Here is a 19265-nt window from a genome sequence, read left to right on the forward strand (position 1 = left end):
CTGGTAAGTCCATCGTGCGAGGTCGGCGGGCCTGTCCGCGCCCTCGGGCCAAGAACGCTCGCGTGCGGTCCTCCGAGAGGCGCGATACGCGCTCGCGGCAGCCCGCACGGCGTCGCCGTCGCGCTACCTGCTCCCCGTGCCCTCCCTGCTCGCCCTGCTCTCCGTGGCCTCTGGCTCCTGGACGATCGCCAGCTGGGGTGCGGCCGTCTTCAGGGTCCGTCGCTCCTCCGTCAGTAGACATCCCGGACGTAGCGTTTCCCCGCCGTCAGCCGCTTCAGATACGCCCCCGCCGACTCCTCGTCGAGCCCGCCGTGCGCTATCGCGATGTCCCGCAGCGCCCGGTCCACGTCCTTGGCCATACGGGACGCGTCGCCGCACACATAGAAGTGCGCGCCGTCCTGGAGCCAGGACCACAGCAGGGGTCCGTGCTCGCGCATCCGGTCCTGTACGTACACCTTGGCGCGCTGGTCCCGGGAGAACGCGGTGTCCAGGCGTGTCAGGGTGCCCTCCGCGCTCAGTTTGGTCAGCTCGTCCTCGTAGTAGAAATCGGTGGCGCGGTGCTGCTCCCCGAAGAACAGCCAGTTCGGGGCGTGATGGCCCAGGGCTCGGCGCTCGTAGAGGAATCCTACGAACGGGGCCACTCCGGTGCCCGGGCCAACCATCACCATCGGCGTCCCCGGGTCGGTGGGCGGCCGGAAGTGCCGGGTGCGCTGCACGTACACCGGCACCGGCGCGTCCGGCGGTGAGTCCGCGAGCAGGGCGGAGCACACGCCCGCGCGCGCGTGGCCGAGACGGTTCTCGTACCGGACGACCGAGACCGTCAGGGACACCTCGTGCGGGTCGGTCAGCGGGCTGGACGATATCGAGTACAGCCGTGGCCGCAGGCCGCGCAGGATGCCCGCCCACTCGGACGCGCTCGCGCGCACCCCGTGCTCGGCCACCACGTCCACCGCCTGACGGCCCCACGACCACTGCGCCAGCTGCCACTTGTTGTCGGGGCGCAGCAAGTGCTTCAGACGGCGGTCATGGGTCCGCTCGGCGACGAACCTGAGCAGGTCGGGGCCGACCCGTGTGATGTCCAGGTGTTCGTGCAGCGCCGTGCCGAACGGGACTTCGCCGACCCCGCTTATCTCGACGGGGTCGGTGGCGTCCAGACCGGTGACGGCCAGCCACTCGGCCACCAAGTCGGGTGAGTTCACCGGGTGCACGCCGAGCGCGTCCCCGGCCGCGTAGGTGAGCGGGATGTCGCTCGCGCGGGTGTCGAAGGTGAACCGCCGCACCTCTTTGCTCGACCCGGGGAGGCTGAGCAGCGAGTTCCCCGTCAGCCGGGCCGTGATGGCGGCGGCCCGGGAGCTGGGGAGAGGCACGGTGGAGGCGGTGACGCCCTGGGGTCGGGTCGCCGTGGAACTCGTAGGGATGGTTGCGGTGTTGGGGACCGAGGTTGTTGCTGTACCCGGTGAACGGACGCCCCGCGCCGCGAGTTCCCGCCCGGGCGCGAATTCGCCGGAGAGATTTCCGGGGGCCCCGGGGGTGTCCGTGGCGGGGGCGCCCGAAGACGTGTCACCCGGGAGTCCTGCCGTCGGACCGGCCGCCGGGCCTGCCGCCGTGGCCCCGCCCACTGACAGAGCCCCGTTCGGGCCCGCGTCCCCGCCCGCCGCTGCGGCGTCGGCATCCGCCAGCTCCTCCAGCTTGGCCAGCACCCCGGCCAGCCACTCCTGCGCCCGGCCCTCGAAGTCCGGTTCGCAGTCGGTGCGCGGCAGCAGCCGTACCGCGCCCAGCTCGGCCAGCCGCCGGTCCAGGCGGCGGCCGTGCCCGCAGAACTCGTCGTACGACGAGTCCCCGAAGGCCAGGACCGCATAGCGGCGCCCTTCCAGGCGCGGGGCGTCGGCGTCGGCCAGCGCGTCCCAGAACGCGGCGCCGTTGTCGGGTGCCTCGCCGTCACCGGTGGTGCTGGTGACCAGCAGTATCTCCGCGTCGGTGGGCAGAGTGTCCGGGGCGGCGTCGTCCATGGCGACGAGCCGGATCCGGTGCCCGGCGGCGGCGAGCTGCTCCGCGCCCACCGCGGCCAGCTGCTCGGCGTTGCCGGTCTGCGAGGCCCACAGCAGCAGCACGTCACGGCCCCGCGGGGCCGGGGGCGCCGCGGCGGGCGTGGGGGCCGGGGCCGGGGCGGGCCGCGGGCTCGTGCGGGAGTACATCCCGGCCAGCACGCCGTTCACCCACAGCGCGTGCTCCTCGCTGAAGGGCGCGGTCTGCGGCAGCACCGGAATGCCGGGCGCACCCGACTCCAGTCCGGCCAGGAAGCCGGCGAGGTACTGGCGTTCGCGCTCGGTGAGGACCGGCGGAGGCGTGCCGAGGCCGAACACGGCGGCCGGCGGGCTGCCTTGGCCCGCCGACAGGTGCGCCTCGGAGCCCGAGCGCTGAGCGGGGACGCCATACGGGAGGGGCGCGGGGGCATCGAGGAGCGCGGTACCTGTGGCGGGCGCCCCCGTAATGCCGTTCGCGCCTGCGGTCGCCGCCACGCCACCCGAGACGAGCGCTTGCGCTGCTCGCCCTGCGTCGGCCGAGCGGTCAGGGGATGCCATCGCGGAGGCCGCCGCCGTCCCCGGCATCACGGCCCGCGCCACCGCGGCCGCCGACTTCGTCAGCGACACCGCGCACATCTTGAACTCGGGCTGGAGCGAGATCGGGTCGACGGCGTCACTGGTCACCGCGTTGATGCTGAGGCTCTCGCCGAACAGGTCGTTCCAGTGGAAGGGCGCGAAGCAGCACCCCGGGCGCACCCGGTCGGTCACCACGGCGGGCAGTACCGCCCGGCCGCGCCGGGAGGCGATCTCCACCCCGTCGCCCTCGGCGATGCCCAGGCGTTCGGCGTCCTCGGGATGCAGTTCCACGAACGGCGTCGGGTTGAGCTTGTTGAGCTTGGCCACCTTCCCCGTCTTGGTGAGCGTGTGCCACTGGTGCTGGAGGCGCCCGGTGTTGAGGACGAAAGGGAAGTCGTCGTCGGGCATCTCGGCGGCCGGCAGGTGCGGGCGCGCGTGGAAGACGGCCCGCCCGCTCGCCGTCGGGAACACCGGGCCCGTGCCGTCCTCGGTCACGTACCGGATGGGGTTGCGGTCGGGGCCCTCGGCCGTGGAAGCGGGCCACTGCACCGGTGTGGCGCGCAGCCGCTCGTACGTCACTCCGCGCAGGTCGTAGCCGGTCTTGGGGTTCCAGGCGCGCTTGATCTCCTCGAAGACGTCCTCGGGGCCGGCGTAGCTGAACGCCTCCTCGTACCCCATGGCGCACGCCACGCGCGCGATGATCTGCCAGTCGGGCAGCGCCTCGCCGGGCGCGTCGACGGCCTGGCGGGCGAGGGTGAGGTTGCGCTCGCTGTTGACGAGGACGCCCTCGGCCTCCGTCCACAGGGCGCCCGGCAGCACCACGTCCGCGTACGCGGTGGTCTCGGTGTCGGCGAACACGTCCTGGACGACGACGAACTCGGCCGCCTTCAGGCCTTCGACGACGGTGCGGCGGTTGGCGACGGAGGCGACCGGGTTGGTGCAGATCACCCAGCACGCCTTGATGGCGCCGTCGGCCATCCGCCGGAACAACTCGACGGCGCCGAGCCCGGCCCCGTCCGTGCGCAGCGTGCCCGGCTCCAGCCCCCACAGCTCCTCGGTGAAGGCCCGCTCCTCGTCCACGAGCACCGAGCGCTGTCCGGGCAGCCCCGGGCCCATATAGCCCATCTCCCGGCCGCCCATCGCGTTCGGCTGGCCGGTGAGCGAGAACGGGCCGCTGCCGGGGCGGCATATCGCACCGGTCGCCAGATGCAGGTTGACCAGGGCGTTGGTGTTCCAGGTGCCATGGGTGGACTGGTTGAGCCCCATGGTCCAGCAGCTCATCCACTCCCCGGCCGCGCCGATCCACCGCGCCGCCGTACGGATGTCGTCCTCGGGGATCCCGGTGGTCTCGGAGACACAGGCGGGCGGGTAGTCGGCAAGGAACTCGTCCATCGCCTCCCAGCCCTCGGTGTGCTCGGCTATGAAGGCGGAGTCGGTGTGCCCGTCCTCCTTGAGGAGGTGCAGCAGGCCGTTGAGCAGCGCGAGGTCCGTACCCGGCTTGATCTGGAGGAACAGGTCGGCCTTGGCGGCGGTCGCGGTGCGGCGCGGGTCGACGACGATCAGCTTCGCCCCCGCTTTGACGCGCTCCATCATCCTCAGGAAGAGGATGGGATGGCAGTCGGCCATGTTGGAGCCGATGACAAGGAAGACGTCGGCCTTCTCGAAGTCCTGGTACGAGCCGGGCGGTCCGTCCGCGCCGAGCGACAGCTTGTAGCCGCTGCCCGCACTGGCCATGCACAGCCGGGAGTTGGACTCGATCTGGTTGGTGCCGATGAAGCCCTTGGTCAGCTTGTTGGCCAGATACTGCGCCTCCAGGCTCATCTGGCCGGACACATAGAGGGCCACGGCGTCCGGCCCGTGCTCGTCGACGATGGCCCGCAGCCTGCCCGCCGTCTCGGCGATCATCGCGTCGACTCCGGCCGGCACGGGCTCCGCTCCCCGTTCGCCCCGTATCAGCGCGGTGGCCAGGCGTCCTGGTGCCGCCAGCATGTCGGCCGTGGTCGCCCCCTTGGTGCACAGCCGGCCCCCATTGGCGGGGTGCGCCTTGTCGCCGGAGGCCTTGAGCACCGTCCGTCGGCCGTCCGGTCCGGCGGTGATGTCGAGGACCATCCCGCAGCCCACACCGCAGTACGAGCAGACCGTGCGCACCTGTTCGGTGGCGGCCCGCGTGCCCTGTGCGGTCAACGGGTGTCCCCTCTCGTCTCGGCCGGGCGCCCTTGGGCTCCGACCGTACGAAATGCCCGTTACTTCGATGTCACGTGCGGCGATCACGAGTGGTTACGTCGGCCACACTAAGCGCGCCCCGATGCTGTGAGCACCTGTGTGCGACTGCGGCACGCCTCCGATGTCGGACATCACCGGGCCTGCCCGCGCCCTGTGAGGCGCGCGTTCTCGGCCATGACTTCGCCGGCCTTGCGGCCGGACTCGCTAGGGTGGCGGGTGCAGCTGGTTCGCCCCGTCCGCCAGGCGGGATGCGTCGTAAGAGGGAACCCGGTGGGAATCCGGGACTGCCCCGCAGCGGTGAGCGGGAACGACCGCCGTCATACGCACTGGGACCGACAACGGTCCTGGGAAGCGACGGCCAGTAGGTGTCCGCCGGGAGACCGGCAGACGCGCCCGCGAGTCCGAAGACCTGCCCGTTGCCCGCGCGCGACAGATCGCGCGCGGAGACCTTGGTGACCTCGTGGGCGGGTCGGCGGGACGAGCGGCGGTTTCGCACGCGGGCACTGCTCCGCGCGGGCCGCCCGGTCTGTCATCCCTTCGCGCCCATGACCCTACCGGGGTCGATTTCGGGACATTCTCGCGAAGGAGAGTTTCGTGACCAGCAAGTCCGCAGCCGCGGCAGCACGGGCCACCGTGTACGGCTACCCCCGCCAGGGCCCCGACCGGGAGCTCAAGAAGGCCGTCGAGGGCTACTGGAGGGGCCGTGTCGGCGCCGAGGCCCTCCGCGACACCGCCCGTGACCTGCGCCGCGCCACCTGGCGCCGGCTGGCCGAGGCGGGCGTCGACGAAGTGCCCACCGGCGACTTCTCGTACTACGACCATGTCCTCGACACCAGCGTGATGGTGGGGGCGGTCCCCGACCGGCACCGCGCCGCCGTCGAGACCGACCCGCTGGACGGCTACTTCGCCATGGCCCGCGGCACCCAGGACGTGGCGCCCCTGGAGATGACCAAGTGGTTCGACACCAACTACCACTACCTGGTGCCCGAGCTCGGACCGGACACCGTCTTCAGCGCCGACTCGGGCAAGCAGGTCGGTGAGCTCGCCGAGGCGCTGGCGCTCGGCCTCGCGGCCCGGCCCGTCCTGGTCGGCCCGGTCACCTACCTCCTCCTGGCCAAGCCCGCACCCGGCGTCGACGCCGACTTCCAGCCGCTGACCCTGCTGGAGCGCCTGCTGCCCGTCTATGCCGAGGTCCTCGCCGATCTGCGGGCGGCCGGCGCCCAGTGGGTGCAGCTCGACGAGCCCGCCCTCGTCCAGGACCGCAACCCCGCCGAGCTGGAGGCCGCAGCCCGCGCCTACCGGGTGCTCGGGAGCCTCACCGACCGCCCCAAGCTGCTGGTCGCCTCCTACTTCGACCGCCTCGGCGAGGCCCTTCCCGTCCTCGCCAAGGCACCCGTGGAAGGCCTCGGCCTCGACTTCACGGGACCGGCCGCCGCCAACCTGGACGGCCTCGCGGCGGTCGGCGGACTGCCCGGCAAGCGGCTGGTGGCGGGCGTCGTCGACGGCCGCAACATCTGGATCAACGACTACGAGAAGTCACTCGCCACCCTCGGCACCCTCCTCGGACTCGCCGACCGGGTGGACGTGGCGCCCTCCTGCTCGCTGCTGCACGTCCCGCTCGACGCGACGGCCGAACGCGACATCGACCCGCAGATCGCCCGCTGGCTCGCCTTCGCCCATCAGAAGACCGCCGAGACCGTGACACTGGCCCGCGGCCTCGCCCTCGGTACCGAAGCCATCGGCGCCGAACTCGCCGCCAACCGCGCCGACCTGGCCTCGCGCGCCGGATCCGCCCTCACCCACGACCCCGCGGTACGCGCGCGTACGTCGACGGTCACCGAGGCGGACGGCCGCCGCTCCCAGCCGTACGGCGAACGCGCCCCCGCCCAACGCGCCCGTCTGCGGCTCCCGCTGCTGCCCACCACCACGATCGGCTCGTTCCCGCAGACCACCGAGGTGCGCACCGCGCGCGCCGACCTGCGGGCCGGACGCGTCGACACCGACGGCTACGAGGAGCGCATCAAGGCAGAGATCCGCGAGGTCGTCGCCTTCCAGGAGAAGGCGGGCATCGACGTCCTCGTCCACGGCGAGGCCGAACGCAACGACATGGTGCAGTACTTCGCCGAGCAGCTCACCGGCTACCTCGCCACCCAGTACGGCTGGGTCCAGTCCTACGGCACGCGCTATGTCCGCCCGCCGGTCCTGGCCGGCGACATCTCCCGGCCGCGGCCGATGACGGTCCGCTGGACCGGCTACGCCCAGTCGCTCACCGACCGCCCCGTCAAGGGCATGCTGACCGGGCCGGTCACCATGCTGGCGTGGTCGTTCGTCCGCGACGACCAGCCGCTCGCCGAGACCGCCCGCCAGGTGGCGCTCGCCCTGCGCGACGAGGTCGAGGACCTGGAGGCGGCCGGGACCCCGGTCATCCAGGTCGACGAGCCCGCCCTGCGCGAGACGCTGCCGCTGCGCGCGCAGGACCGCGCCGCCTATCTGGACTGGGCCACCGAATCGTTCCGCCTGACCACCGGCGGGGTGCGCCCCGACACCCAGATCCACACCCATATGTGCTACGCCGAGTTCGGCGACATCCTCCAGGCCATCGACGACCTCGACGCCGACGTCATCAGCCTGGAGGCGGCCCGCTCACACATGCGGGTGGCCGACGAGCTGGCCGGCGCGGGCTATCCGCGCGAGGTGGGGCCCGGTGTCTACGACATCCACTCGCCGCGCGTGCCGAGCGCCGAGGAGGCGGCCGCGCTGCTGCGCAGGGCACTCTCCGCCATCGCCCCGGAGCGGCTGTGGGTCAACCCGGACTGCGGTCTGAAGACCCGCGGCTGGACCGAGACCAGGCAGTCCCTGGAGAACCTGGTCGAAGCCGCCCGGACGGTCAGGGCACAGGTGCGGCAAGAGGCTTGACAGACAACGGGGTGTTCGGGCACGCGCGCGTGCCCGAACACCCCGGGGTCCGGCCCGCTACACGTCCGTCATCTCCGGCATCTCGCCCTGCGTCGTCTGCAGGTCGATCACCGAGAAGGCTGCGCCCTGCGGGTCGCTGAGCGCCGCGAACCGGCCGAAGGGCGTGTCCATCGGCCCGAACCGCAGCACCCCGCCCAGCTTGGTCGCCTTCGCCACCGCGTCGTCGCAGTCGGCGACCGTGAAGTACACGTTCACGTACGAGGGGACCTCGGGCGGGAACTCCTCCGTCATCCTCATCCGGCCCAGCGCCATCTCCTCGCCCACGCTGAAGACCCGGAAGTCGGCCGCGTCGTCCTGCATCTGCTTGGCGCCGTACGGGAACACCGCGGGAAGGAACGCGTCGACCTTCGCCGGGTCGCGGGTGAAGAACTCGGCCCAGCAGTACGCGCCGGGCACGGCCTTGGCCTCGAAGCCCTCGTGGCTGCCCGCCTGCCACACGCCGAAGACGGCGCCGCTGGGCTCGCGGGCGATCGCCATCGAGCCGAAGTCACCGACCTGCATCGGCTCCATCAGCACCTCGCCGCCGTTGGCCTTGATCTTCTCGGCGGTGGCGGCGACATCGGGCGAGGCGAGGTAGAGGCACCACGCCGACTGGCCCTCCTGGCCCGGCATCGGCGGCACGACGGCCGCCACCGCCTTGCCGTTCGCGTACGCCTGGGTGTAGTTGCCGTACTGCGACGACGCCTCGCCGAACGTCCAGCCCAGCACTTCACCGTAGAAGCGCTTCGCTCCCTCGACGTCGGTGAACATCGCATCGGCCCAGCACGGAGTGCCCTCTGGTTCTGCGGCCATGACTGTGCTCTCTCCTGTGTGAAAGACGGTCCTGCCCGCCACGCTAACCAGCCGCCCACACCCCCGCGCGTCGAGCGCTGCCATGCGCCGGGGCGCGACGACCGGGGCGCCCGGAAGGGGTGACGCGCCCGCAGGGCGGGCAGGTAATCGGGTACGGATCCTGGCGGGGCGGGACGACTCGGGCGTAGCGTGACCCGGCGCTGGCGCGCACAGCGACCTACAGGGGGCGTGTGACCTCATGGACAAGCCGGTCTGGCAGTTCTCGGACGACCGCGGGCAGAGGGCGACGGCGCGGTCGGCGCCCACCCGGGTGACCGCCTACATCCAGGCCGGAGCCACGCTCTGGGACCACGGAGTCGGGCCCGGAGCCGTCTTCGGCTCCTTCCACGACGGCGCCACGCCCGACCGCGCCAAGGCCGGCGGGCTGCCCCTGGACCGCCTGCGCTACCTGGGCGCCGGCGCCGCCCTGGACCTCGACGCACTGCTCCAGGGCACACCCGACCTCGTGGTCGCCGTCAGCTACGGCGGCGGCCAGGTCTACGGCCTCGACCCCGAGACCGCGAAGCACCTGGAGGAACACGTTCCGGTGGTGGTCATCGACATCGGGCACTCGCGCTCCCTGGCCGAGATCAGAAACCGCTTCGCTGAGCTCGCACGGGCCCTCGGCGGCGACCGCCGCCCCGAGGACGCCGCCCGCCTCCTCGACGCGGCACAGCGCCGTCTGCGGGCCGTGACGGCCGCCACGCGCGCGTACCCGGAGACCGACCCGCCCGCGCGGCCCTGCGTACTGGCCCTCTCGCCCGCCGGAACCGACCAGGTCCACGTGGCCCGCCCGGCCGCCTGGCCGGAGCTGCGCGCCCTGGCCGAACACGGCGTACAGCTCGTGGACCCGCCCGCCGGAAGCGGCGCGAACTGGACGACGCTCACCTGGGAGGCGGCCGCCGCCCTGCCCGCCGAGATCGTCCTGTGCGACGTACGGGTGAACGCCACCCCCGTCGAGCGACTGCGCGCCGACGCGCACTGGAGGGCCGTCGAGGACCGCGCGCGCGTGCTGCCGTGGAACCCCGAGGCGCCGTGCAGCGCCCGGTCCCACGCCCGGTTCTTCGCCCTGGTGGCCGACGCCGTGGACTCCCGCACCGCACGCTAGTACGCCCCGGCCCGGACAACTTCACAGCTCAGAGCCGTGTCGGAGTTGGGCTGAACGGGTGAGCGGCGTCATCATGGCGTGATGCAGATACAGCACAGGGGCGAGGTGGTCCGGTGAGCAGGTACGACGTCACCGATGAACAGTGGGAGGGGCTCGCCCAGGTCGTTCCGCTGCGCAGTCGCAACGAGTGGCCGTCCCGCGTCGACCACCGCACCCTCCCCAACGAGTACGCGACCGTCGAACAGCGCCGCTTCGTGGTCCTGCGCGTCCAGGTCTTCGCGGACGCCCGCGAGGTCGCCGAGTACATGATGTCGCAGACCCCGGTCCTGCTCGATCTGACGGGCGCGGACACCGAAGTCGCCAAGCGGATCCTCGACTTCAGCAGCGGAGTGGTCTTCGGCCTGGGCAGCGGAATGCACCGGGTCGACCGCAATGTCTTCCTCCTCGCCCCCGTCGGCACGGAGGTGGAGGGCATCGCCGAGGCCGTCGTCCCCCACGCGTAGCGCGGGCCTTCGGTGCGGGGGCCGTCCCTCATTCGTAGGAAGGTGATCGCGGTGTAACGGTTCGTCGGATTTCGCCCCCATACGGTCCGTCCATGAACGGAACCTGTGACCGGCCCACCGTCACCGAACTGCGGCTCTCCGCCTTCAAGTCGCACCGCGGGGCGGTCTTCCCGCTCGGCCCGCTCACCTTCCTCGCGGGACCGAGCGGCAGCGGCAAGTCCAGCGTCCTCCAGGCGTACGAGGCACTGGCCCGGCTGGGAGCCGGAGCCACCCTCGCCGCGGCCTTCCCCGATCCCGCCGGGTGCGTACCCGAACGCGCCGAGGCGGACGCCCAGGGCCGGCGGGGGTTCCGCATCGGCTGCACCGTCGACGGGCCCGCCGGGCCCGTTCGGCTCGATCTCGCCATCCAGGCCGAGCCGGAACTCCGCGTCGTCGGCGAACGTTTGACCAGCGACGGCGACACCCTCCTGTCCACCGCCCTGCGCGACCCCGGCCGCTCCACCGTGCAGGCGGCCTGGCACACCGCGGGCACGGTCCCGGTCACCCGCGCCCCGCTCCCCGACGACCGTCTCGGCACCGCCCTCCTGCCGCTGCGGGTCGCCGGGAAGACCGAAGGCCAGCTGAGGGTCCTCGCCGCCGCCGAGCAGGTCGTCGTCGCCCTGCGGTCCGTGTTCGCCTGCGACCCCCAGCCGCAGCGCATGCGCGAACCCGTCCTGCCCGGCCAGGGAAAGCTGCGGCGCGGCTGCGACAACCTCGCCGAGATCCTCTCCCGCACCGCCGACGAGTGCGCCATCCGCCACGCCCGGCTGGTCACCGCGGCCCGCGCGGGCTGCGCCGGCACCGTCACCGCGCTCGCCGCCGAAGAACTCTCCGACGGCACGTTAAGGGCCGTGGTGGGCCGGGGCGAGCGGAACCCCACGCCCGTCGCCCGCCTGGGCGAGGGCGAACTTCGCTACCTCGCGCTCGCCCTCGTCCTGCTCACCGGCCCCGGAGTGCTCGCCGTCGACACCGTCGCCGAGATCCCCTCCGCCATGCAGACCCTCACCGTCCTCACCGACGGCTTCGACCGGGGCCTCGACCGGCGGCAGGCCCGCGAACTGGCCACGCTGGCCGCCGAGATGTGCCGCCGCGGCCACATCCGCCTCACCGGCACCGTCGGCGACGCCGGATGCGCCCGAGGAGTCCAGGGAGCGGCAGTGGTAGACCTGGAGCCGTGACCGAACCCGATGTAGCGGGACTCCAGCGCCGACTGGCCGACTTCGCGGCCGCACGCCACTGGCAGCCCTTCCACACCCCCAAGAACCTCGTCTGCGCCCTCAGCGTCGAAGCCTCCGAACTCCTCGAGATCTTCCAGTGGCTGACCCCCGAGCAGTCCGAGCGCGTCATGCACGACCCCGACCGCGCCCACCGGGTGACCGACGAGGTCGCCGACGTCCTCGCCTATCTCCTCCAGCTCTGCCAGGTGCTCGGCATCGACCCGCTCGCCGCGCTCTCCGCCAAGATCGACCGCAACGAACTCCGCTTCCCCGTCCCCACCGCCCCGCCCGACCCCCAGACCCCGGGCGGGCCGGACCCGGCCCGGACCCGCCCCGCCTGTGCACAAACCGGGCCCGCGCCTGTGCAAAACCCCGAAGAAAGTCCAAACGGTCACTCTTCGGAGTGAGCGAGTTATTCAAAACCCCCTGCTCGTCCACAGATTTCCCATTTCCTCTGGCTTTCCTGGCGTCAGAAGCTCACTCTAGGTAGTGACGGGAACGCGAATCGTCGTATGAACGGGGGCCGGCGCATGGACGCGGTACGACTCATCGGAATGAGCAGGTTAGCGCTCGCGGAAAGCACCGCGCCGCTGGAGATCGTCGCCGAGGCCTGGCAGGCACAAGCCCTGGCCCAGGCCATCGGAAGCCACCTGGCGGCCACCGGACCGCCCGAGCTCAGGGGCGAGGCCCGGGGCCTCAGCGAGACCGGCAGCCGAGGCTGCGGCGCGCTCGACCACCCCGGACTGCGCATCGGCGGCGTCCGCGCCACCCAACTGTCCGCGGTCACCGACGCGAGACAGACGCTCACCGGCCTCAGCGGCCTCCTCGGAGACGTCGGCATGGCGCTGGTCGGCGTCGCCTGCGGCACCGACGAAGAAGGTCTCTACTGGCAGTGCATCGAAGCCATCGACGCCGCCGACGAGTCGAGCGACCGGGTCCGCGGCATGCTCCGCCGACTCACCGTCCGCGAGCAGGAGAGACGGCCCGGCGCCCTGCGCGACTCGACGACGAGGCCGTCATGACCGTACGGAAGACACCCCACTCACACCCCCGTGGAACGGCCCTCCGCCTGTCCACCGGCGTCCTGACCCGGCACACGCTCGGCCGACGACTGGAGATCGGCGTCGAGCTGCGACAGATCCGCGGTCAACGCCGCCATCAGCTCCTCCATCTGCTGAAGCAGCCCCTTCGGCGCACCTGGCTGCTCGGGCACGGACGCCCCGACCGGCTCCTGCGGCACAGCCTGTTCCGGCACGGCTTCCTGGGACATGGCGGCCTCCTCGGCCCGAGCCCTCCCGCGCGGTCGCGGGGGTGGCAGTTCGACAGACGCGTCGGCAGTGGCCGCCGGCGCGCGGGCCGGGCGGTCCGGCTCCGCCCGAGCCAACGACCACTCAGCGCCACAGTCACTGGTCAGAGCCTGCGCGGCCCGTCAGGTGGACGATATTCACCCGACTGGGCAGCCATCGAGCATGCCGCAAGGGCGGGGTTGACGACAGTTCGAAGGTGCAGGATGGATGCATGGATCTTCGAATCTTCACGGAGCCCCAGCAGGGCGCCGACTACGACACCCTCCTCGCCGTCGCGAAGGCCACCGAGGCCCTCGGCTTTGACGCCTTCTTCCGCTCCGACCACTATCTGCGGATGGGCTCCGCCGACGGCCTCCCGGGCCCCACCGACGCCTGGATCACCCTCGCCGGACTCGCCCGCGAAACCAGCCGCATCCGCCTCGGCACCTTGATGACCGCCGGCACCTTCCGCCTGCCCGGCGTCCTCGCCATCCAGGTCGCCCAGGTGGACCAGATGTCCGGTGGCCGAATCGAACTCGGCCTGGGGGCAGGATGGTTCGAGGAGGAACACAAGGCGTACGGCATCCCCTTCCCCAAGGAGAAGTCCGCACGGCTCGAAGAACAACTGGCCATCGTCACCGGCCTCTGGGCCACCGAGACCGGCAAGACCTTCAACCACGACGGCACCTACTACCAGCTCACCGACTCGCCCGCGCTCCCCAAGCCCGCCCAGGCCAAGGTGCCGGTCCTGATCGGAGGCCACGGCGCGGTCCGCACCCCACGGCTGGCCGCGCAGTACGCAGACGAGTTCAACATCCCGTTCGCCTCCCTGGCCGACAGCGAGCGGCAGTTCGGCCGGGTGCGCACCGCCGCCCAGAACGCCGGGCGCAACCCCGACGACCTCGTGTACTCCAACGCCCTGGTCGTCTGCGTAGGAAAGAACGACGCCGAAGTGGCGCGCCGGGCGGCCGCCATCGGAAGGGAGGTCGAGGAACTCAAGGCGAACGGGCTGGCCGGCTCGCCCGCCGAAGTGGTGGAGAAGATCGGCGCGTACGAGGCGATCGGTTCGTCCAGGATCTACCTCCAGGTCCTCGACCTGGACGACCTCGACCACCTCGAACTGATCTCCTCCGAGGTCCAGTCCCAGCTGAACGGGTCCTGACCGTGCGCCCCGCCCGTCCACTCGCCGACGTGCTGGCCACCCGGACCCTGGTCCTCGACGGCGGCCTCTCCAACCAACTGGGGTCCCAGGGCTGCGACTTGAGCGACCCGCTCTGGTCGGCCCGGCTGCTCGCCGACGACCCCAGCCAGATCGAGGCCGCACACGAGGCGTACGTACGGGCGGGTGCACAGGTACTGATCACGTCGAGCTACCAGGCGACGTACGAGGGCTTCGCACACCGGGGCGTGCCCCGGGAAGAGGCGACGGCACTGCTCGTACGGAGCGTGGAGCTGGCCAGGAGGGCGGGGGAGAGGGCGGGGGCGGGGGGAGGGGGGAAGCCCCCCGAAGCCGAAGCCGAAGCCGAACCCCAAGTCTGGATCGCCGCCTCCATCGGCCCCTACGGTGCCTTCCTGGCCGACGGCAGTGAGTACCGAGGCCGGTACGGGCTGACGGTGAAAGAGCTGGAGCGATTCCACCGCCCCCGCGTCGAGACGCTGGCGGCGGCCGAGCCGGATGTGCTCGCGCTGGAGACCGTGCCTGATGCCGACGAGGCCGAGGCGTTGCTGCGGGCGGTCGAGGGGCGCGGGGTGCCGGTGTGGCTGTCGTTCAGCGTGGAGGGGCTCAGGACAAGGGCGGGGCAGCCGTTGGAGGAGGCGTTCGCGCTGGCGGCGGGTGTGGACCAGGTGATCGCCGTGGGAGTGAACTGCTGCACTCCCGCCGACGCGGACCAGGCCGTGGAGCTCGCGGCGTCGGTCACTGGCAAGCCGGTGGTCGTGTACCCCAACAGTGGGGAGCGCTGGGACGAGCGGACCCGGTCGTGGCGGGGTGGCGCCACGTTCGACCCGTCCCGCGTCCGGGCCTGGCGCACCGCGGGTGCCCGACTGGTGGGCGGCTGCTGCCGGGTGGGGCCGGGGGAGATCGCCCGGCTGGCGGAGTTCGCGGCGGAGTTCGTGGCGGAAGAGGGGTAGGCCGCGGCGAACGAGGAGCGAAGGCCAGGGGGCGACGGCCTGTCGCCGTTCCCGACCCGCCATCCACCCCCACCCACCCGAAAGGCCTGCCGCCGCGCTCCAAAGGAAAATGCCTGGTAGAAGCCGTCGAAACCGGACGATACTCGATGCGTGTTCCTGACAATAACCACGACCGGTACCCCTGAACGCCCCGCCACCGATCTCGGCTATCTGCTGCACAAGCACCCCGAGAAGGCGCAAGCGTTCTCCACCTCGCATGGCACCGCGCACGTCCTCTACCCCGAGGCGACTGCCGAGCGCTGCACGGCCGCGCTGCTTCTGGAGGTGGACCCCATCGCTCTGGTGCGACGGGGCCAGGGCAAGGGTCGTGGCGGAGCTCCCGATTCCGCGCTGGCGCAGTACGTCAACGACCGCCCGTACGCGGCGTCGTCCCTGATGTCCGTCGCGCTGAGCACCGTCTTCAAGAGCGCCCTGCGCGGTGTGTGCAACGCCCTGCCGGAGCGGGCCGAGGAGCCGTTGCCGCTGCGGATCGAGATTCCCGCGCTGCCCGCGCGCGGCGGAGCCGACCTCGTACACAAGCTGTTCGGGCCGCTGGGCTGGGACTCGGTGTCGGCGGAGCCGGTCATGCTGGACGAGGAGTTCCCGGAGTGGGGCGAGTCCCGTTACGTAAGGCTCGTACTGGACGGGGAGCTGCGGCTCGCGGACGCGCTGCGGCAGTTGTACGTACTGCTGCCGGTACTCGACGACGCCAAGCACTACTGGGTCGCGCCCGACGAGGTCGACAAGCTGCTGCGCGCCGGGGACGGCTGGCTGGCCGACCACCCCGAGCAGAAGCTGATCACCAGCCGTTATCTGTCGCGGCGCTGGGGGCTGACCCGGCAGGCGATGGAGCGTCTGGAACTGGTGCGGCTTGCCGAGGCCGACGACATCGCGGTCGAGGCCATCGACAACGCGGTGGACGAGACGAGCGACACCGAGGAGCGGCCGGTACCGCTCGCGGTGCAGCGGCGTGACGCGATCCTCACGGCGCTGACCGCCGCCGGGGCGAGCCGTGTCCTCGACCTCGGGTGTGGCCAGGGCCAGTTGGTGCAGGAGCTGCTCAAGGACGTCCGCTTCACCGAGATCGTGGGCGTGGACGTCTCGATGCGGGCGCTGACAATTGCCGCGCGGCGGCTGCGCCTGGAGCGGATGGGTGAGCGGCAGGCCGGGCGGATCACCCTGATGCAGGGCTCGCTCGCGTACACGGACAAGCGGCTCAAGGGGTACGACGCGGCGGTGCTCAGCGAGGTGATCGAACACCTCGACCTGCCGAGGCTGCCTGCGCTCGAGTACGCGGTGTTCGGCGCGGCGCGCCCGCGAACGGTGGTCGTGACGACGCCGAACGTCGAGTACAACGTGCGCTGGGAGACGCTCCCGGCCGGGCATGTGCGCCACGGCGACCACCGCTTCGAGTGGACGCGCGCGGAGTTCCGCGACTGGGCCGGGTCGGTGGCCGAACGGCATGGGTACGGAGTCGAGTTCGTGCCCGTGGGGCCGGATGATGCCGAGGTGGGGCCGCCCACGCAGATGGCCGTGTTCGAGATGACTAAGACCGCGAAGGAGGCGAACGCCGCATGAGCGCCGAGCGCGACAACCCCACCGAAACTGACACCGACACTGACGTCGAGGCCGGTACGGACACGGGCACCGATGCTGTCACCAGCACCAGCACCAGCACCAGCACCAGCACCGTTGCCGGCGCCAGCACCAACGCCGTTGCCGACGTTGAGGCGGCAGCACCGTCGGCGGCCAAGCGCCCCCTCGCCGTTCCCGACCTCTCCCTCGTGGTGCTCATCGGTGCCACCGGATCAGGTAAGTCCACTTTTGCCCGACGGCACTTCAAGCCCACCGAGGTCATCTCCTCCGACTTCTGCCGCGGTCTGGTGGCCGACGACGAGAACGACCAGAGCGCCAGCGGCGACGCCTTCGACGTGCTCCACTACATCGCGGGCAAGCGGCTCGCGGCCGGGCGGTTGACGGTCGTCGACGCCACCAGCGTGCAGGTGGAGAGCCGTAGACAGCTGGTCCGGCTGGCCCGGGAGCACGATGTGCTGCCGGTGGCGATCGTCCTGGATCTGCCCGAGGACGTCTGCGCCACCCGTAACGCGGCTCGGCCCGACCGTGCCGGCATGCCCCGCCAGGTCATCGCACGGCACCGCCGTGAGCTGCGGCGTTCGCTGCGCGGGCTGGAGCGCGAGGGGTTCCGCAAGGTCCATGTCCTGCGCTCCGAGGCCGAGGTGGACAGCGTCGAGATCGCCATCGAGCGCCGCTACAACGACCTCACCCACCTCACCGGCCCCTTCGACATCATCGGTGACATCCACGGCTGCCGCTCCGAGCTGGAGACGCTGCTGGCGAAGCTGGGTTACGTGGATGGGGCGCACCCCGAGGGCCGGACGGCGGTCTTCGTGGGTGACCTGGTCGACCGTGGCCCGGACAGCCCGGGCGTGTTGCGGCGAGTGATGAAAATGGTGGCCGACGGTAACGCTCTGTGCGTTCCCGGGAACCATGAGAACAAGCTCGGACGTTACCTCGGTGGAAAGAAAGTCCAGCGCACCCATGGACTGGCGGAGACCATCGAGCAGTTGGACAGGGAGGACGATGGATTCAAGGAACAGGTGAAGGAGTTCATCGACGGGCTCGTCAGCCACTATGTGCTCGACGGCGGCAAGCTGGTCGTCTGTCACGCGGGTCTGCCCGAGAAGTACCACGGGCGAACGTCGGGGCGTGTCCGCTCGCACGCCCTGTACGGGGAGACGACCGGCGAGACCGACGAGTTCGGCTTGCCCGTGCGGTACCCGTGGGCCGAGGACTACCGGGGTCGTGCGGCGGTCGTCTACGGCCACACACCCGTCCCGAACACATCGTGGATCAACAACACCATCTGTCTGGACACGGGTGCGGTGTTCGGCGGAAAGATGACCGCGCTGCGCTGGCCGGAGCGTGAGCTCGTCGACGTGCCCGCAGAGAAGGTCTGGTACGAGCCGGTCCGTCCGCTGACCACCGAGGCGCCCGGTGGCCATGACGGACGGCCGCTCGACCTGGCCGATGTACACGGCCGCCGGGTCGTGGAGACCCGGCAGCTGGGCAATGTGGCGGTGCGCGAGGAGAACGCGGCGGCCGCGCTCGAGGTGATGAGCCGGTTCGCCGTCGACCCGCGGCTGCTCGCCTATCTGCCGCCGACGATGGCGCCGACGGCGACCTCGCGCGGGCCGGCCCGTGGCAGCGGCGGTGACGAGCAGTTCCTGGAGCACCCGGCGGAGGCGTTCGCGCAGTACGCGGCGGACGGTGTCGGGCGGGTCGTGTGCGAGGAGAAGCACATGGGCTCGCGGGCGGTGGCCCTGGTGTGCCGGGACGCCGAGGTGGCGCGCGAGCGGTTCGGGGTGCAGGGGCCGACGGGCGCTCTGCACACCCGCACCGGTCGTCCGTTCTTCGACGACGCGGCCGTCACCGAGGCGGTCCTCGGCCGGCTGAGGGCTGCCGTGTCCGCGGCCGGGCTGTGGGATGAGCTCGGTACCGACTGGCTGCTGCTCGACGCCGAGCTGATGCCGTGGTCGCTGAAGGCCTCGGGGCTGCTGCGTTCGCAGTACGCGGCGGTGGGTGCCGCGTCCGGGGCGGTCTTCCCGGGCGCGCTCGGGGCGCTGGAGGCGGCGGCGGGGCGCGGTGTGGACGTGGCGGGACTGCTGGACCGTCAGCGCGAGCGGGCGCGGTACGCGGAGGCGTTCACCGACGCGTACCGGCGGTACTGCTGGACGACCGAGGGCCTGGAGGGGATGCGGCTCGCTCCCTTCCAGATCCTGGCCGCCCAGGGGCGCAGCCTGGCCGCGGTGCCGCACGACGAGCAGTTGGCGTGGCTGGACCGGCTGGTCGAGCACGACCCGACCGGTCTGCTCCAGGTCACCCGGCGCCTGGTCGTCGACACCGGTGACGAGGTGTCGGTGCGGGCCGGTGTCGACTGGTGGCTGGAGCTGACCGGTGCGGGCGGCGAGGGCATGGTGGTCAAGCCGCTCCAGGCGCTGGCCCGGGACGGCAAGGGGCGTCTGGTGCAGCCGGGTGTCAAGGTGCGCGGACGCGAGTATCTGCGGATCATCTACGGTCCGGAGTATCTGCGCCCGGAGAACCTGGACCGGCTGCGGCAGCGGTCGCTGGGGCACAAGCGCTCGCTGGCGCTGCGGGAGTACGCGCTGGGACTTGAGGCGCTGGACCGGCTCGCGGCGGGGGAGCCGCTGTGGCGGGTTCACGAGGCGGTCTTCGCCGTCCTGGCCCTGGAATCGGAGCCGGTGGACCCCCGGCTGTGACGCCGCGGGGGCGGA

Annotated in this window: 12 protein-coding genes, 1 pseudogene and 1 riboswitch; of the genes and pseudogenes, 10 read left to right on the forward strand and 3 right to left on the reverse strand. The window is 71.8% G+C overall.

The annotated features are described in order from the left end of the window. Nucleotides 1-230: 230 nt before the first annotated feature. Nucleotides 231-4784, reverse strand: coding sequence for a bifunctional nitrate reductase/sulfite reductase flavoprotein subunit alpha (locus ABD236_RS00840; RefSeq protein ID WP_344068487.1), 4554 nt, complete (start codon nucleotides 4782-4784; stop codon nucleotides 231-233). 245 nt (nucleotides 4785-5029) lie between these two features. After that, a riboswitch (cobalamin riboswitch) is annotated at nucleotides 5030-5254 on the forward strand. 163 nt (nucleotides 5255-5417) lie between these two features. On the opposite strand from ABD236_RS00840, the gene metE reads away from it, so the two are divergent. Then, nucleotides 5418-7739 (forward strand): 5-methyltetrahydropteroyltriglutamate--homocysteine S-methyltransferase, encoded by a 2322-nt coding sequence (metE, locus tag ABD236_RS00845; protein WP_344068490.1) that lies wholly within the window; start codon nucleotides 5418-5420, stop codon nucleotides 7737-7739. A 57-nt stretch (nucleotides 7740-7796) separates the two neighbouring features. Here the strand turns inward: metE and ABD236_RS00850 are convergent, their stop codons facing one another. Further along, a complete protein-coding gene (locus ABD236_RS00850; protein WP_344068493.1) occupies nucleotides 7797-8591 on the reverse strand; it encodes a VOC family protein in 795 nt (264 codons plus the stop codon). Between the two features lie 238 nt (nucleotides 8592-8829). On the opposite strand from ABD236_RS00850, the gene ABD236_RS00855 reads away from it, so the two are divergent. The 5 genes and pseudogenes from ABD236_RS00855 to ABD236_RS00875 all read left to right on the forward strand — a co-directional run bounded on the left by ABD236_RS00855 (nucleotide 8830) and on the right by ABD236_RS00875 (nucleotide 12519). Continuing rightward, the gene (locus ABD236_RS00855) at nucleotides 8830-9738 is read left to right on the forward strand and encodes a substrate-binding domain-containing protein (protein WP_344068496.1); all 909 of its coding nucleotides are present in this window, start codon (nucleotides 8830-8832) and stop codon (nucleotides 9736-9738) included. Nucleotides 9739-9851: 113 nt separating this feature from the next. Then, complete coding sequence (locus ABD236_RS00860) at nucleotides 9852-10241, forward strand: cell division protein SepF (protein ID WP_344068499.1); 390 nt, start codon at nucleotides 9852-9854, stop codon at nucleotides 10239-10241. Between the two features lie 92 nt (nucleotides 10242-10333). After that, on the forward strand, nucleotides 10334-11458 hold the full coding sequence (locus ABD236_RS00865) for an AAA family ATPase (protein ID WP_344068502.1): 1125 nt from the start codon (nucleotides 10334-10336) through the stop codon (nucleotides 11456-11458). Continuing rightward, nucleotides 11455-11775, forward strand: a pseudogene (locus ABD236_RS00870) (nucleotide pyrophosphohydrolase); the annotation flags it as partial. The gene ABD236_RS00865 and the pseudogene ABD236_RS00870, both read left to right, overlap by 4 nt. Nucleotides 11776-12027: 252 nt before the next feature. After that, complete coding sequence (locus tag ABD236_RS00875; RefSeq protein WP_344068505.1) at nucleotides 12028-12519, forward strand: DUF6099 family protein; 492 nt, start codon at nucleotides 12028-12030, stop codon at nucleotides 12517-12519. A gap of 20 nt (nucleotides 12520-12539) precedes the next feature. Here ABD236_RS00875 and ABD236_RS00880 read toward each other — a convergent pair whose 3' ends face one another. Next, the gene (locus tag ABD236_RS00880; RefSeq protein WP_344068508.1) at nucleotides 12540-12767 is read right to left on the reverse strand and encodes a hypothetical protein; all 228 of its coding nucleotides are present in this window, start codon (nucleotides 12765-12767) and stop codon (nucleotides 12540-12542) included. Between the two features lie 248 nt (nucleotides 12768-13015). On the opposite strand from ABD236_RS00880, the gene ABD236_RS00885 reads away from it, so the two are divergent. The 4 genes from ABD236_RS00885 (at nucleotide 13016) to ABD236_RS00900 (ending at nucleotide 19250) form a co-directional block, all read left to right on the forward strand. Continuing rightward, complete coding sequence (locus ABD236_RS00885) at nucleotides 13016-13945, forward strand: LLM class F420-dependent oxidoreductase (RefSeq protein WP_344068511.1); 930 nt, start codon at nucleotides 13016-13018, stop codon at nucleotides 13943-13945. Between the two features lie 2 nt (nucleotides 13946-13947). Next, nucleotides 13948-14913, forward strand: coding sequence for a homocysteine S-methyltransferase (gene mmuM, locus ABD236_RS00890; RefSeq protein WP_344068514.1), 966 nt, complete (start codon nucleotides 13948-13950; stop codon nucleotides 14911-14913). Between the two features lie 150 nt (nucleotides 14914-15063). Then, nucleotides 15064-16530, forward strand: coding sequence for a 3' terminal RNA ribose 2'-O-methyltransferase Hen1 (locus tag ABD236_RS00895; RefSeq protein ID WP_344068517.1), 1467 nt, complete (start codon nucleotides 15064-15066; stop codon nucleotides 16528-16530). After that, entirely contained in the window at nucleotides 16527-19250 is a 2724-nt protein-coding gene (locus tag ABD236_RS00900) for a polynucleotide kinase-phosphatase (protein WP_344068520.1), read from the forward strand. The genes ABD236_RS00895 and ABD236_RS00900 overlap by 4 nt, the downstream gene beginning before the upstream one ends. Nucleotides 19251-19265: the final 15 nt, after the last annotated feature.

The sequence above is a fragment of the Streptomyces crystallinus genome (assembly GCF_039521265.1).
GTDB lineage: Bacteria > Actinomycetota > Actinomycetes > Streptomycetales > Streptomycetaceae > Streptomyces > Streptomyces crystallinus.